Source organism: Marinovum sp. J2-8, assembly GCF_055808435.1.
On sequence record NZ_JBVVRZ010000005.1, the window covers coordinates 234,229 to 249,780 of the forward strand.

The window sequence follows — 15,552 nt, forward strand, 5'->3', positions numbered from 1 at the left end:
TTCAGCCCGCCTGTGCCGTCACGTCTTCGTCGACCCGCGCCACCCGAGCACCCGATTTGGCCGAGGTCACAACCCCAAGCGATTTCAGCTTGCGGTGCAGGGCCGAACGTTCCATGCCGACAAAGGCCGCCGTGCGGCTGATATTGCCGCCGAAACGATTGATCTGCGTCAAGAGATATTCGCGTTCAAAGGCTTCGCGCGCCTCGCGCAGCGGCAAGGTCGCCAAAGTGCCCGCCAGAACCACCCGGCCCTCTTCATTGCTGCTTGGTGCATCCTGCGGCAGTTCCTGCGCCTCGATCTCGCCGGTGCCATCGCCCAGGATCAACACCCGCTCCACCAGGTTCTTCAACTGGCGCACGTTGCCCGGCCAGGTCATGGTCTGCATCAGCGCCACGGCCTCGTCCGACAACACCCGCTGCGGCAGGCCCTGGGCCTCGTGGCAGGCCTGGATGAAATAATTCGCCAGCACCGGAATGTCTTCGCGCCGTTCCTCAAGCGAGGGCACGGAAATCGGCACCACGTTCAGCCGGTGAAACAATTCCTGACGGAAGCGGCCCGCTTCGATTTCGGCCTCAAGATCACGGTTGGTCGAGGATATGACCCGCAGATCAACCCGCACCTTGTCCGCGCCACCAACGCGGGTGAATTGTTGATCGACCAGCACGCGCAGGATCTTGGACTGGGTGCCCAGCGGCATATCGGCGACCTCATCAAAATAGATCACACCACCGTCGGCCTGTTCCAGCAATCCCGCCTCGACCCCACGTTCCGGGGTTTCGCGACCGAACAACACATCCTCCATGGTTTCCGGTTCGATCGACGCACAGTTGACGGTGACAAAGGGCGCTTCGGTGCGGTTGGAATGGGCGTGGATATAGCGTGCGGCCACTTCCTTGCCGCTGCCCGCAGGGCCGGACAACATCACCCGGCCATTGGATTTGGTCACCTTGTCAAGCTGGCCAACCAAAGCCCGGAACGACGCGCTTTCACCGACCATTTTCGCAGCCGAGGTTTCCTTGCGCCGCAGTTGTTGATTTTCGCGCCGCAGACGCGAGGTTTCCATCGCGCGGCGGATCACCACCAGCAGCTGATCAATATTGAACGGCTTTTCGATGAAATCATAAGCGCCCTGTTTGATCGCAGCGACGGCAATTTCGATATTGCCGTGGCCGGAGATGATGACCACCGGCACGCCGGGATTGTCACGTTTGACGGTCTTCAGGATGTCGATGCCATCCATCCGGCTGTCTTTCAGCCAGATGTCGAGGATCATCAATGCCGGGGCCTCGTCGTTCAGCGCCGCCATGCATTCATCCGACCCACCGGCAAGCCGCGTGGCATATCCTTCGTCTTCCAGAATATCGCCAATCAGTTCCCGAATATCACGTTCGTCGTCGACAATAAGAATATCGCTCATTTTCTGCTCCACTCTGTCCTCTTAAACCACACCATTTGCTGGGTTTTCCGCACCCGCCAGCGGCAGACGCACAACGGCCATTGCCCCCGCATTGGGCTGACCTTTGAATTGCGGCGCATCCTCCAGCACAAGGGTGCCGCCGTGTTCTTCGATGATTTTCTTGACGATCGGCAGGCCAAGGCCAGTGCCCTTTTCCCGGGTCGTCACATAGGGTTCAAACAACCGCGCGCGGTCCTCCGGCAGGCCGATGCCATTGTCCATTATGCGGATCAAGGCCTGTTTTCCGTCCTGCATCAGGGTCACGCCGATCATTGGCGAATGCCCCTCTGGCGCGCCCCTTTCAACAAGGCTTTCAATTGCTTCTCCGGCGTTCTTAATCAAATTCGTCAACGCCTGAGAGATCATCGTCGCATCCAGATCAGCCATCAGTTTCTGATCCGGCAGCTCCATGGTGAACTGCACATTCGGTTGGCCCATCTCTTGCAGCAACAACGCCCCGCGCAGCAATTGGACCACATCCTCTGGCGCGCGTTTGGGTTCCGGCATCCGGGCGAATTTGGAAAACTCATCGACAATACGGCGCAGATCCTCGGTCTGGCGCACGATGACCCCGGTCAAATCCTCCAGCGTCGCGGCATTTTCTTCGTCCAGCTGACGGCGAAACTTGCGTTTGATCCGTTCGGCGGACAATTGGATCGGGGTCAGCGGGTTCTTGATCTCATGCGCGATCCGCTGGGCGACATCGCCCCAGGCCGCCATCCGCTGGGCCGCCACCAGATCCGACACGTCGTCAAACGCCACCACATAACCCTCGAGGCTGCCATCGTCGCGGGACCGTGTGGCCATGCGCACCAACAGGTTTTCCTGCTGGCCGTCGCGCACCACCTTGACCTCTTGCTGCACGACGTTGCGCTCGCCGCTGACCAATTGCTGATACAGCGCGCCAAATTCCGGCACCGCGACATTCAGCGGCACCGATTGGCGATCTTCGGACCAGCCCAGCAACCGCTCTGCCGAGCGATTGACAAACGACACCCGCCCCTGATCATCCAGGCCCACAACCCCGGATGTGACCGACGACAGCACGGAATTAAACATCCGGCGGCGGCGCTCGATCTGGCGGGTATTGTCCAACAGCGTTTCGCGCTGGCCCTTCAATTGCCGGGTCATCTGGTTGAAATACCGCCCGAGCATGGCGATTTCATCGTCGCCCTCTTCTTCGCGCACCTGCACGTCCAGATCGCCACCGCCGACCCGCTGCGCCGCGCCGGTCAACCGGCCCACCGGGCGTGACAGACGTTCGGCAAACCAAAGCCCCAACCAAATCGACGCCAGAACCAGAAGCAGCGCAAAGCCAAGGTAGATCAGCGCAAAATCAAACAGCCGCCAGGCCCCGCTCGCTCTCTTGTTGTTGATAGAACTGGGCGGTCTCCTGGGTGTTGTCTAACAGTGTGAGCAATTCCCCGTTCACCGCCCGCGAGATATAGAGATAGCGGTCCGGAAAGGCGCGCAGCGGCACAATGGCGCGAAATTCGCTGTTGTCCCAATCCTCAACCAGCGCAAGCCCCTCGGCACCGCGGCTGGCAAGGATCTGGTCGGTTGAGGGGCGTTCAAAATCAAACAGATACGACCGTTCCCCCCGCGCCCGAAGTTCCCCCGTGCCATCAATCAAATAGGCCTCGCGCAGACCGCGCTGGATCAGCAATTGCCCGTCGGTCAGAACCTTGCGCAGATTGGTGGTCGGGTCGCGTTCAATGTTGCGCTGCTGGGCATCGATATAGCCCGCCAGAGCCGCCGCATCTTCGCTCAGATCTTCGCGTTGTTCGGCCTGATAGGCCTTTGCCGCCGCGAGAGAGGCGCCAACCACCTGACGCACCCGATCGGAAAACCAGGTTTCCAACCCGATGTTGATGGTCAAAACCGCAAACACCGCCACAGTGACCGCCGGGATCAGCGCCATCAGGGCAAACACCCCGGTCAACCGCAGGTGCAATCGCGATCCCGCCGACCGTGCCCGCCGCGCCGCCACCATCCGCGCCACCCGCGCCAGAACCAGCGCCGCAATCAGCAGGACATAGACAAAATCCGCCAGCAGCACCAACCGCAGCCCCGGCGCGCTGGCCCCCATGTTCAAGGGGCCCATGACCAGAAACGTCGTGAACGCCAGCACCGGCCCCAAAAGCACCAGCCCCAGCGTCGCAACATTCTGAACCCGGCGCTGGCGTGACCACCGACGCAGCCGGTCCCAATAGGACTGCCGTTTCGGCGGAATCCTGCCGCTGACGCCTAAATCGCCTGATGCCGTATGTGCCCCTGTGGCCACAGACTGCCCTCGCATTGACGTGCCGCTTGCGCGACCAACCACCATATTATGTGGCTCTCTCCCACTACAGCACGTCGACTGCGGCTTCGGGGCCACTCCTGTGGCTGTTTTACATCAACTTGCGGCGCCGTGTCACGGGAATATCGAGGTCGGTGATCTTTTTGCGCAACGTATTGCGATTGATGCCAAGCAGTTCGGCACATTTTGCCTGATTCCCGCCGGTCGCTTCCAGCGCGATTTCGATCAGCGGAAATTCCACTTCCTTCAAAATCCGCTGATACAGACCCGGCGGCGGCAACAGCGCGCCATGCAGGTCGAAATACCGCCGCAAATGGCGCGACACAGAGGCCCCCAGCTTTTCGCTGCTGCCCCCCGACAGCACCGGTTCCATATCGGGCTGATTGCCCAGAACCAATTCGACCTCGGTGCGGGTGATTTCTTCGGCGCGGCTGGTCAATGACAGACGGCGCACCGCGTTTTCCAATTGCCGCACATTGCCCGGCCAGCTGTAGGCGCGGAACAATTCCACCGCATCCGCCGAAAGCCAGCGTTTCGGCGCGCCATCACGTTCGGCACGGGCAAGAAAGTGATCGGTCAAAAGCGCGATGTCTTCGACCCTTTCGCGCAGCGACGGCACCTGAATCGTGGCACCGGACAGCCGGTAATAAAGATCCTGCCGCACCCGCCCCTTGTCCAGCGCCTCGGCCAGATCGCCCTGGCTGGTGGCCATGAACCGCGGCACATGTTCGCCCGGCGTGTCGACCATCCGCACGATACGGGCCTGAATTTCATCGGGAATATCGGTGATTTCATCGAACAACAGCGTGCCGCCCTTGACCCGCGCCAGAATGCGGGCCGGACCCTCGATATCACGCAGGTCGTTGCCGGTGACGGTCACAAACGGCAAAGTGCGCCGATCCGAGAAGTCATGAATAGCGCGCGCAATCAACGATTTGCCTGTTCCGCTTTCGCCGGAAATCAACACCGGCAGATCGGTGTTCATCACCCGCGCCACCAACCGGTAAAGCGCCTGCATCACCGGCGTGCGCCCGACCAAGGGCAATTCGTCCGGTTGATCCGGGGTGTCCATCACCGGACGCGACGGCGCGCTGCGCGATTCCAGCGCCCGTGCCGTGCGTTTCATCAGATCCGGCAGGTCAAACGGCTTTGGCAGGTAATCATAGGCCTCGGCCTCGGCCGCCTGAATGGCCGTCATGATGGTGTTTTGGGCCGAAATCACGATCACCGGCAGGTCCGGCCGGTCCGAGCGGATTTTCGGCAGCATTTCCAACCCGTTGCCATCTGGCATGGCCACGTCGGAAATCACCACGTCGCCCTTGCCCTCGCCCACCCAGCGCATCAGCGTGGTCAGCGACGATGTGGCATGCACCTTGCATCCCGCCCGTGTCAGTGCCTGGGTCAATACCGTGCGGATCGTGCGGTCGTCATCCGCTACTAGAATGGTGCCGTCCATTATTCAGCCTCCTGGGTCGTCGGGTCGGCTTCCATGCCCTTGGGCACCATCGGAAGCGATATGCGAAACACCGTGCGCCCGGGCACGGAGCTGACGGAAATCCATCCGTCGTGGTCCGAAATGATCTTGCTGACCAGCGCCAGCCCAAGGCCGGTGCCGTTTTCTTTGCCGGACACAAAGGGTTCAAAAATGTCGCCCTTCAACGCCTCTGGCAGACCGGGGCCATCATCAATGACCTCGACCTGAAGCGGCAGGGTCTGGCCGGTGCCGTCAGACCGGCGCAGACGAAAGGCCCGCTCGTAATAGGAATGCAGCCGGATGGTGCCGCCCTCGGGCCCCGCCGCTTCGGCGGCGTTGCGGACCAGGTTTGACACCACCTGAAGCAGCTGATCGGGATCGCCCCAGGCATTGGGCAGCGAGGGATCGTAATCCTCGACAATCTTCATATGCGCCGCCGCGCCGACAAGCGCCGACCGGCGTGCGCGGTCCAGAACATCATGGATATTGACCGACCGCAGCTCTGGTGCCGACAGGTTTCCGAATTGCTCGACCTGCTCCAGCAGCTTGACGATACGCCGGGTCTCACCGACGATAAGGTCCGTCATTTCAAGGTCTTCTGCATTGAGGTTCATGCTAAGCAACTGGGCCGCACCCGCAATGCCCGCCAGCGGATTCTTGATTTCATGTGCCAGCATTTCGGCCATGCCAATCGCGGATTTGGCGGCGGATTTCACCGATTGGCTCTGCGTCATGCGACCGGCCAGCTCGCGCGGGGAAATCAGCATGATCATCATGCCGTCATGCCCCTGCATCGGTGCGACCTGAAGGTTGCACTGCAACGGCGCGCGGCTGCCCGAGCCGACATCGACATCGTTGACAAACAACGGCGTGCCATGTTCGCGGGCGCGGGCAAAGCTTTCTTCCAATGGGGCATCAACCGCCAGCCGATCCCACAATGGCTCACCGCGCAGCGATTTGGCCGAAGAATTCAGGAACCCCTCTGCCGCCGGGTTCACATCAAGGATGCGGTCCTCCGCATCAATCAACACGCCCGGCACCGGCAGGGACGACCAAACCGCATTGTCCTCGGACAGATCGGGGGTCGATGCGCCGCGGTTAAACAAGGAAATCATGCTGCCACCTGTCCATTTGAGGCCAGAGCATCCCGCAGATGCGCCAGAACCTGTCTGGGTCTGGCGTGGTCAGAACCACGCGCCGCAACCCGGCTTCTGTGCCGGCCTCATCCATATACCAGCCAAGGTGCTTGCGCGCGACGCGCCGTCCAAGATCGGCGCCATAAAACCTCAACATCTCTTCGTAATGTCCTGAAACCATGTCACAAAATGCATCGCCTTTCGGAATTTCCGGCGCGGGTGCGCCAAACAGATCATGGGCGATTTGCGCCAGTATCCAGGGCCGCCCCTGTGCCCCGCGCCCGACCATCACCCCGGCCGCGCCTGACGCGTCGAGGGCGCGGCGGGCGTCCTGGCTGTTCTTGATGTCGCCATTTGCCAGCACCGGAATATCCACCGCCGCGCTGACATTGGCGATTGCCGCCCAATCGGCCCGGCCCTTGTAGAACTGGCATCGGGTGCGGCCATGAATGGTGATCATCTTCACCCCCGCGTTCTGCGCCCGTTGCGCCAGATCCGGCGCATTCAAAAGCGCATCATCCCAGCCCAGCCGGGTTTTCAGCGTCACCGGAAGGTCAACCGCGCCCACCACGGCCTCGATCAGGGTCAGCGCATGATCGAGATCTTTCATCAGCGCCGATCCCGCCGCGCCTGCGCCGCTGGCGCTGGTCACTTTCTTCGCCGGACAGCCCATATTGATGTCAATCAGCCGGGCGCCATTCGCCTCTATCTGGCGGGCGGCCTCGGCCATCCAATAGGCGTCGCGCCCGGCAATCTGCACCGCCGTCGCCGCAACCCCATATCCCAATTCAGCTTTTTCGCGCACGCCGGGTTTGGCCTGAACCATTTCCTGGCTGGCCACCATTTCCGATACGACCAGCCCCGCGCCGAAACTTTGAACCAGATTCCGGAACGGCAAATCGGTAATCCCGGCCAATGGCGCGAGAAAGACCGGCGGGTCTAGGGAGATTTCTGCCACCTGAATGGTCACATGCTTAATCCTTGTGCAGCACCTTCTGGAATATCCGCTTGAGGGGGCAACTGCAACAATCCGAGGCGTTGCTGCATCTGCGAAAAGATCGTTTGCCAAAAAAATAGGCAATTACCCCGGGGCAATTGCCAGTTGCATCAGCAGGGAATATCAACCGCGGCATGAAGATTGCCGTTTTGATAGTCGCCGCCGGGCGTGGCACCCGCGCAGGCCCCGGTGCGCCCAAACAATGGCGGCCCCTTGGCGGGCGCCGGGTGGTGGATTGGACTTTGGCGGCATTTGACCTGCCGGACATCGCCAAGACCGTGCTGGTGATCCACCCCGATGATCAGGCCGAGGCCCGGGGGCTGAACGTTGATCTGGTGACCGGTGGGCCGACGCGCGCCGACAGCGTACGCCGGGGGTTAGAGGCGCTGGCCGATCAGGGCTTTGATGCGGTCCTGATCCATGATGTGGCCCGCCCCTGCGTTTCGAACGCGGTGATCCATGGCGTGATCGAGGCGCTGCATCATGGCCCCGCCGCCGCCCCGGCGCTGACGGTGACCGATGCGCTCTGGACCGGCGAGGATGGCCGCGTGACCGGCACGCGCGACCGATCCGGGCTGTATCGCGCCCAGACACCGCAGGGGTTTCACTTTGATATGATCCTCGCGGCGCATCGCGCCTTTGACGGCGACGCATTGGATGATGTCGCGGTGGCGCGTGCTTTTGGGCTGGACGTGACCATTACCATGGGCGCAGAAGAGAACCTCAAAATCACCCATGCGGCGGATTTCGCCCGTGCGGAACAGTTTCTGAAAGGAGCGCGCCCCATGCGCATTGGCAATGGATATGATGTGCATGCCTTCTGTGACGGCGACCATGTCACCCTATGCGGGGTGCAGGTGGCACATGATCGCGGGCTGTTGGGGCATTCCGATGCCGATGTCGGCATGCATGCGCTGACCGATGCGATTTATGGCGCCTTGGCACGCGGTGACATCGGCCAGCATTTTCCGCCCTCTGATCCGCAATGGAAAGGCGCCGAGAGCCATATCTTCCTGCGTCACGCGATGGATCTGGCACGCGAGATGGGATTTGGTCTGGGCAATGCCGATGTCACGCTGGTTTGTGAGCGGCCCAAGATTGGCCCACATGCGGATGCGATGCGCGCCGCATTGGCAGATATCATGACGGCGGATGTGGATCAGATCTCGGTCAAGGCAACCACATCGGAAAAACTCGGCTTTACCGGCCGTTCAGAGGGGATCGCGGCGCAGGCCAGCGTTCTTTTGGTGCGGATATGAGCCAACTTGTCGCCACCTGGTTTTATGTCGGCTATATGCGGCCCGCGCCCGGCACCTGGGGATCGCTGGCCGCCCTGCCCTTTGCCTGGATCCTGCATGTGGTTGGCGGGCCGTGGCTTTTGCTCTGTGCGACGCTGGTGATCTTTGCGCTTGGCTGGTGGGCCACGGCACAGGTCACCGCCGGTCAGGACGATCACGACCCGTCCGAAGTTGTCATTGACGAAGTTGCAGGCCAGTGGATCGCACTTTTGCCGGTCTCTTTTGGTGCGGCCTTCATGGGCGCAGAGGTGCTGCGGCTTTGGCCCGGTATTGTGGCGGGGTTTGTGTTGTTCCGTCTGTTCGACATCTGGAAGCCCGGCCCAATCGGCAAGGCCGACCGGCGCGGCGATGCGCTGGGGGTGATGCTGGATGATGTGATTGCCGGGGTTGCGGCGGCTTTGGTTGCCATTGTCCTGGCCGCGATTGCGCATGGGGTGCTGATCTGATGTCGCTGGCGACGGATCTGTTGGCTGCGGCCCGCGCCGCCGGGGCCACCGTGACCTGTGCCGAAAGCTGCACCGGCGGCATGGTTGCCGCCGCCATCACCGATGTGGCGGGATCATCGGCAATATTCGAACGGGGCTTTGTCACCTATTCCAATGCCGCCAAACAGGACATGTTGGGCGTGTCCCCCAAGACCCTGACGGTATTTGGCGCGGTATCGGAACAAGTGGCGATCGAAATGGCCGAAGGCGCGCGCGCCGCCGCAGATGCGAGTGCCGCTGTTTCGATCTCTGGCATTGCCGGACCCGGCGGGTCAGAGTTCAAACCCGAGGGCCGAGTTGTTTCGCGGTGGCAGATGCCCATGGCACCACCGCACAGACGGTCGAATTCGGGGCCCTGGGCCGGGAAAACGTGCGCGCCGCCGCCCGCGATCATGCGCTTGGCCTGCTTCTGCATATTCTGCGCAACAATTAATCTTTATCCGATTTTTTCGCGCAATATTAAGGCATACATGAATCGCGGCCCATTTGTGCGCCGCTTCGGTCAGTTGCTGCTTTTTTTTGCACCTCCGGTACGCTTTCTGCCCCCGAAAGTGGCCAATCAGGAGGATTCTTAGGGATGAATGGTGCCGATACAGCCTGGATCATAGTTGCAACCGCGCTGGTCCTTTTCATGACATTGCCGGGGCTTGCCCTGTTTTATGGCGGGCTTGTGCGTGCGCGCAATGTGCTGAGTGTCTTCATGCATTGCTATGCGATTGCCTGCTTGATGAGCATTCTTTGGTTCGTTGCCGGGTATTCTATCGCTTTTGGCGGCGGTGACAGCGGCTATTGGGGTGGTTTGGACAAACTTCTGCTGCTTGGCATGACGACCGAGGATCTGTCCGGCACCCTGCCCGAGATTTTGTTCTTTGCCTTTCAGATGACCTTCGCGATCATCACCCCGGCGCTGATTGTCGGGGCCTATGTCGAACGGGTTGGTTTTGGCTTTGTCCTGACATTTTCCGGGCTTTGGATGCTGCTTTGTTATGCACCTGTGGTGCATTGGATCTGGGGCGGCGGAATGCTGGCCGATGGGGGCATCTTTGGCGAGGATGGCGTCAAGGACTTTGCCGGCGGCATTGTGGTGCATGAAACGGCGGGTCTTGCGGCCCTGATCCTGGCAGTGTTCCTTGGGCCACGCCGCAACCGGACCACACCACCGCACAATCCCGGTTACGTGATGATCGGCGCGGCGATGCTTTGGGTCGGTTGGTTCGGCTTCAACGGCGGATCGCAATTGGCCGCCGATGGCGGCGCGGCAATGGCGCTGACCGTGACGCATATCTCGGCGGCGACCGCATCGCTGACCTGGGCGCTTTGGGAAAAGATCAAATTTGGCAAATCTTCCCTGGTGGGTCTGGTCACCGGCACCATCGCGGGCCTTGCGTCGATTACACCTGCCAGCGGCTTTGTTGGCCCAGTTGAGGCGCTGATCATTGGCGCAATTGCCGGGGTGCTGTGTCAGGAGGCGGTGAACTTCATCCGCAACGCGCTCAAGATTGACGACACCCTGGACGTCTTTGCGGTGCACGGCGTTGGCGGCATCTTTGGCACGATCATGATTGCGGTCTTTGGTGCGGGCAGCTTTGTTGCCCAGCTCGGCTCTCTGGCTATTGTGGGCGTGTTTACAACAGTGGTCACCGTGGTGCTGATCTATGTGGTCAAGGCCATCACGCCGCTGCGGGTCGATGAAGAGACCGAGACCAACGGGCTCGACATGGCGGTACATGGCGAACGGGCCTATGACCACGCCAGCTAGGGATCACGCCAGTTAAAGACAAGGCGGGGGCCAGCCCCCGTCCCTGCGGGACTCCCCCGGGATATTGGTGAACAGAAGAAGGGCCCTGCGGGGTCCTTTTTACATGGGACGGATTCTTGACCTGGGTCAGATTTCAGGTTGATCCGGTGGTGCCATAAAGCGCGGCGGCGCGGGTTTCAAAGGCGCGCACGATGCGGTGCATGGCTTCGTTGAACACCACACCGATGATCTTTTGCAGGATCGCATTCTTGAATTCGAAATCAACAAAGAAGGACACGTCGCAGCCACCGGTTGGCGTGTCGGCGAAGCCCCAGTTGGATTTCATGTATTTGAACGGGCCGTCGAGATATTCTGTGTCGATCTTGCGGGCCTCGGGCCAGAGCACAACGCGGCTGCCGAATTTTTCGCGAAACACCTTGAAGGAAATCACCAGATCCGCCTCCAACAGAGTGGATGCGTCGGCTTGTGCCACCTCGCGCCGGATGCGGGCCGCGGCGCACCACGGCAGAAATTCGGGGTAACGCCCCACATCAGCCACCAAATCGTACATCTGTTGCGCGGTATACGGCAGGTGGCGGGTTTCGGAATGGGTTGGCATAGGGCCCCGGATTTGTCATGACAATTGCGGGGCCGGTGTCGCCCTTTGATCCAGGAATTTCAAGGGGTGGCCCATGACCGAACGACCATATGTGATAGATCAGATGATCTCGGCCAAGGCCATTGCGGCCCGAATTGAAGAGTTGTGCCGCGACATCCGAACCGAATTCAGCACATCGGAAAAGATTGTTGTGGTTGGGCTTTTGCGCGGATCTTTCGTGTTCATTGCCGATCTGGTGCGCGAGCTGGACATGTCGGTCGAGGTCGATTTCATCGAAGCGTCCTCTTATGGTGATGCAATGGAATCCAGCCGCGAGGTCCGCATTCTGAAAGATCTGCGCGGGGCGATCGAGGGGCGTGATGTGTTGGTGGTCGAAGACATCGTTGATACCGGGCACACGCTACACCATGTGATCAACCTGTTGTTGTCGCGCAATCCAGCAAAGCTGCGATCAATTGCCTTGCTGGACAAGCCGACCCGGCGCGAGGTTGATTTCCGTGCCGATTGGATTGGTTTTGAAATCCCGGATGAATTTGTCGTCGGGTATGGCATCGACTTTGCCCAGCGCAATCGCAATCTGCCCTATATCGGCAAGGTGCGGTTTACCGGCGAATAGCGGCGGTTTGGGCGCGTGGGCTGCGGTTTGGGCCTGGCCATTGTGTTGGGCTAGGCCACTGTGCAGGACCGGGCCGTTAACTTGATCCGGGTCGCGAATTTGAACCAGCCCGCGAAACGCGTTAGGTCTTGGTCAGCCGGAGGTTCGCGGCGTCACACAGGATTTGGTGCAATGCATTGGCTGCTACGCATGTCGCGATGGGCGCGCAATCCGCCTTCGGCCCGCAAGGTGATGTTGGTTTTCGGGGTGATTGCCGCCTGTCTGGTACTCTATGCGATTGAAAAATGGATTGGCTGGCCGGATGCTCTGACCGCAGAGCGTCTGCCGCGCCGGGGGATCATCGGCCAATAACGCCATGGATCTATGGGCCCATGGCGTCGGCGGTCTTTGGCCTGCGAAACTTATGGCCCGCGAAGCCGGTCCGCCGCAGCGATCAGCACGGAACCAACCACCGTCATGACCCGCTGCATCCCGGGCGAGTCAGCCAGATCGCGGTGGCACAGAACCCAGATCGGACTGCGCATGGCCGACAATCCGACCTGCATCGGCTGCAACCCCGGATCCCCCTGCGCCAGAATATGCGGCAGGATCGCAATGCCCTGCCCCGCCAGGGCCATCGCCCGCAGCGCCACAAAGCTGTCGGCGCAGGCGACAATGTCCTCCGGCGCCACATGTTCCGACATCCATTGCGCCGGGGTTGCCCGCACCAATGGCCCGGCAAGTCCCAGCCAATGGCGAACCGCCCCGTCGCGGGCATAAGCGCCAAAGCCCAGTTCGGCCACGCTGTCCCCCGCCATATCCGCTGGGCGCGCCAAAGCCGGGCGCACGGCAACATCCGCCTGCAGCCGCGCCATATCCAAATGGGCATTGCTCGACATCAGGGAAATCCGTTGAGGTGCCAGATCCCGGCTAATCCCCGCCAAACCCGCCGCCAGAACCGTGGTGCAGAAAGTATCAGTCGAGGTCAGCCGCAACGTATCGCCCAACCCGCCGCCGCCATCGCGCATCAAATGGCTGACCCGCCGCAAGGCAAGCGCCGCTTTTCGCGCCGCATCGATCACATGTGCGCGATCCGGGCGCAGCTGATAGCCTTGGTGTGTGCGCTCAAAGACTTGGGCGCCGTGGCTGTCCTCGAACGCGGCGACATGGCGCAAAACCGTTGCATGATTGACCCCAAGCGCCCGCGCGGCGGCGCTGACCGACCCGGTTTCCGCCACGCTCAGCACATAGCGCAGATCATCCCAGCTAGCGTTGTGCATAAAAACGCACCCGATTTGCAGCGATAAAGAATATGTTTGTCATCTGCGCCATGCATACTAACCTCGGATCTAGCCACCAACACCAGGAAGGTAGTGATGAAGAAGCTTGTAACACTTGTTGCCGCGACGGCAATTCTGGCCGGCACGGCCGCCACCGCGCAAGACTACAAAAAAGAGATCAAGGCCCGTCAGGGTTTGATGCAGGTGATCGCGCTGAACCTTGGCACGCTTGGCGCCATGGCCAAGGGCCAAATGGAATACGACGCTGCGGTTGCCACCGCCGCCGGTGAATCGCTGCAGGGCGTTTCGATGGTCCACTTTGCGTCGCTGTTTCCCGAAGGGTCCGATGGCGGCATGATCGATGGCACCACGGCCAAAGACACCATTGCTGGCGACGTGGACGGCTTTAACGCCAAATGGGAGGCCTTTGGCCTTGCGGCGACCAAAGCTGCAACCGAAGCGGGCAATGGACAAGAGGCGGTTGGCCCGATCCTTGGGGCGCTTGGCGCCACATGTTCGGACTGCCACAAGTCTTTCCGCATTCCGCAGTAATTGGATAAAATGTCTAAATTCCTCAAATTGCTGATCCCGGCCGCGATCGTTGCGGCCGGGGTCGGATGGGTCGCCACTGCGCCGCAAACCGTGGCCAGTGACGCATTTGCCGATGCCACGGGTGATGTCGAACGGGGCAAACAGGTGTTTACTGCCGCCGGTTGTGCGTCCTGTCATGCGGCCCCGGGGGCCAGTGGCGCCGACAAACTGGTTCTGTCGGGGGGCCAGGAGTTCCCGTCGCCTTTTGGTACCTTCATTGCGCCAAACATTTCGCCCGATGCGCAACGGGGCATCGGCGATTGGCAGATGCGTGACCTCGCCAATGCCCTGCTGCACGGGGTATCGCCCGAAGGTCAGCATTATTACCCGGCATTTCCCTTTACGTCTTATGCCCGGATGGATGATCGTGATATCGTCGATCTTTGGGCCTATATGCAGACCCTGCCGCCCAGTTCCGACGCATCGCAGGACCACAATGTCGGCTTTCCCTTCAATATCCGCCGCGCGCTTGGCGGTTGGAAAATGCTGTTCCTCAACACGGATTGGGTGATGGACGGCAATGACCTTGGCCCGGATCTGACCCGTGGTCGCTATCTGGTCGAGGCGCTGGGCCATTGTGCAGAATGTCATACGCCACGCAACGTGCTTGGCGGATTGGATCGCGGGCAATGGATGGCCGGTGCCCCGGACCCATCCGGAACCGGCACAATCCCGGCACTTACCCCGGACAAGCTGACCTGGTCCGCCCAGGACATCGCCTATTATCTGGAAACCGGCTTCACCCCGGACTTTGACAGCGCCGGTGGTCATATGGCCAATGTGGTGGCCAATACCGGACAGCTGAGTAGCGAAGACCGTGCCGCAATTGCCGCATATGTCAAAGCATTGCCGATGCCGGACACAGCAGATGCCGGGTGATTACCTAGAATCGGTGTAAGCTTTCCCCACATCCGCATGTTCTGGGGGGAGCTATGCACGTCGTGATTGCCGGGGCGGGCCGACCGGTCTTACTGCTGCGGTGGAACTGGCGCGCCTTGGGGCGCGGGTCACCACACTTGAATCGCGTGACGGCCCGTCGCATCTGTCGCGCGCTGTCGGGCTGCAACCGCGCTCACTTGAAATCCTGCGCCCCTCGGGTGTCGCCGATGCAATCCTGGCCGAGGCAATTGCCTTCTCCGGCGTGTCTGTTCACCTCCGTGCCGAGGAAATCGCCCGCCTGCCGCTGGGCTTCGACACTGCCAGCCGCATTTGGGGGCTGGCGCAGGACCGCACCGAATCCCATCTGGAAACCGCCCTGACCCATTATGGCGAAATCGTCAGATACGGCGTCGCCTTTCAGGGATTGCAGCAAACCCCCGACGGGGTCGAGATCGAGACCAGCGACGGCATGTTGCATGCGGATTACCTGATCGGGGCCGATGGCGTCAGAAGCAGCGTGCGCGCCGCGCTGGGGCTTGATTTCCCCGGCCACGACCTGCCCGGTCTGTGGTCGATTGCCGATGTCGAGGCCGAGAATTGGCGCGATCCAACAAGGTTTCAGATTTTCCTGCTCGACGGTGGTGACGTGTTGGTGGTCGCCCCGCTGGAGGAAAACCGGTTTCGGGTCATTTCCTCACGCGA

Annotated in this window: 13 protein-coding genes and 3 pseudogenes; 9 read left to right on the top strand and 7 right to left on the bottom strand. The window is 60.9% G+C overall.

Annotated features, from left to right (window positions below; all coding sequences use genetic code 11):
• Nucleotide 1: 1 nt before the first annotated feature.
• The 5 genes and pseudogenes from ntrX to dusB all read right to left on the bottom strand — a co-directional run bounded on the left by ntrX (nt 2) and on the right by dusB (nt 7,338).
• On the bottom strand, nt 2–1,417 hold the full coding sequence (ntrX, locus tag AC0L4F_RS16350; RefSeq protein WP_244690140.1) for a nitrogen assimilation response regulator NtrX: 1,416 nt from the start codon (nt 1,415–1,417) through the stop codon (nt 2–4).
• A gap of 21 nt (nt 1,418–1,438) precedes the next feature.
• A pseudogene (locus AC0L4F_RS16355) lies at nt 1,439–3,755 on the bottom strand (sensor histidine kinase).
• A gap of 94 nt (nt 3,756–3,849) precedes the next feature.
• Nucleotides 3,850–5,214, bottom strand: coding sequence for a response regulator (locus tag AC0L4F_RS16360; RefSeq protein ID WP_244690142.1), 1,365 nt, complete (start codon nt 5,212–5,214; stop codon nt 3,850–3,852).
• Entirely contained in the window at nt 5,214–6,347 is a 1,134-nt protein-coding gene (locus AC0L4F_RS16365) for a two-component system sensor histidine kinase NtrB (protein WP_244690144.1), read from the bottom strand. The genes AC0L4F_RS16360 and AC0L4F_RS16365 overlap by 1 nt, the downstream gene beginning before the upstream one ends.
• The gene (dusB, locus tag AC0L4F_RS16370) at nt 6,331–7,338 is read right to left on the bottom strand and encodes a tRNA dihydrouridine synthase DusB (protein ID WP_244690147.1); all 1,008 of its coding nucleotides are present in this window, start codon (nt 7,336–7,338) and stop codon (nt 6,331–6,333) included. The genes AC0L4F_RS16365 and dusB overlap by 17 nt, the downstream gene beginning before the upstream one ends.
• Nucleotides 7,339–7,499: 161 nt before the next feature.
• Here dusB and AC0L4F_RS16375 point away from each other — a divergent pair, with 161 nt between their 5' ends.
• The 4 genes and pseudogenes from AC0L4F_RS16375 (at nt 7,500) to AC0L4F_RS16390 (ending at nt 10,907) form a co-directional block, all read left to right on the top strand.
• Complete coding sequence (locus tag AC0L4F_RS16375) at nt 7,500–8,624, top strand: bifunctional 2-C-methyl-D-erythritol 4-phosphate cytidylyltransferase/2-C-methyl-D-erythritol 2,4-cyclodiphosphate synthase (RefSeq protein WP_244690149.1); 1,125 nt, start codon at nt 7,500–7,502, stop codon at nt 8,622–8,624.
• Nucleotides 8,621–9,109 (top strand): phosphatidylglycerophosphatase A family protein, encoded by a 489-nt coding sequence (locus tag AC0L4F_RS16380; RefSeq protein WP_244690151.1) that lies wholly within the window; start codon nt 8,621–8,623, stop codon nt 9,107–9,109. The genes AC0L4F_RS16375 and AC0L4F_RS16380 overlap by 4 nt, the downstream gene beginning before the upstream one ends.
• Nucleotides 9,109–9,581 (top strand): annotated as a pseudogene (locus AC0L4F_RS16385) (CinA family protein). Before AC0L4F_RS16380 ends, AC0L4F_RS16385 begins: the two are co-directional and overlap by 1 nt.
• A gap of 144 nt (nt 9,582–9,725) precedes the next feature.
• Complete coding sequence (locus AC0L4F_RS16390; RefSeq protein WP_244690154.1) at nt 9,726–10,907, top strand: ammonium transporter; 1,182 nt, start codon at nt 9,726–9,728, stop codon at nt 10,905–10,907.
• A 133-nt stretch (nt 10,908–11,040) separates the two neighbouring features.
• Here the strand turns inward: AC0L4F_RS16390 and AC0L4F_RS16395 are convergent, their stop codons facing one another.
• A complete protein-coding gene (locus AC0L4F_RS16395) occupies nt 11,041–11,505 on the bottom strand; it encodes a type II toxin-antitoxin system RatA family toxin (RefSeq protein ID WP_244690156.1) in 465 nt (154 codons plus the stop codon).
• Between the two features lie 73 nt (nt 11,506–11,578).
• Here AC0L4F_RS16395 and hpt point away from each other — a divergent pair, with 73 nt between their 5' ends.
• Together hpt and AC0L4F_RS16405 are read left to right on the top strand one after the other, a co-directional pair.
• A complete protein-coding gene (hpt, locus tag AC0L4F_RS16400) occupies nt 11,579–12,121 on the top strand; it encodes a hypoxanthine phosphoribosyltransferase (protein ID WP_244690158.1) in 543 nt (180 codons plus the stop codon).
• 171 nt (nt 12,122–12,292) lie between these two features.
• Nucleotides 12,293–12,472 carry a hypothetical protein gene (locus tag AC0L4F_RS16405; RefSeq protein ID WP_244690160.1) on the top strand — a complete coding sequence of 60 codons (180 nt, stop codon included), beginning with the start codon at nt 12,293–12,295 and terminating at the stop codon, nt 12,470–12,472.
• Nucleotides 12,473–12,522: 50 nt separating this feature from the next.
• Here the strand turns inward: AC0L4F_RS16405 and AC0L4F_RS16410 are convergent, their stop codons facing one another.
• A complete protein-coding gene (locus tag AC0L4F_RS16410) occupies nt 12,523–13,380 on the bottom strand; it encodes a LysR family transcriptional regulator (protein ID WP_244690162.1) in 858 nt (285 codons plus the stop codon).
• A 96-nt stretch (nt 13,381–13,476) separates the two neighbouring features.
• On the opposite strand from AC0L4F_RS16410, the gene AC0L4F_RS16415 reads away from it, so the two are divergent.
• The 3 genes and pseudogenes from AC0L4F_RS16415 to AC0L4F_RS16425 form a co-directional block, all read left to right on the top strand.
• Complete coding sequence (locus AC0L4F_RS16415) at nt 13,477–13,932, top strand: c-type cytochrome (protein ID WP_244690164.1); 456 nt, start codon at nt 13,477–13,479, stop codon at nt 13,930–13,932.
• Between the two features lie 9 nt (nt 13,933–13,941).
• Complete coding sequence (locus AC0L4F_RS16420; protein WP_244690166.1) at nt 13,942–14,850, top strand: cytochrome c; 909 nt, start codon at nt 13,942–13,944, stop codon at nt 14,848–14,850.
• Nucleotides 14,851–14,935: 85 nt separating this feature from the next.
• Nucleotides 14,936–15,451: pseudogene (locus AC0L4F_RS16425) on the top strand (FAD-dependent oxidoreductase); the annotation flags it as partial.
• Between the last annotated feature and the right edge of the window lie 101 nt (nt 15,452–15,552).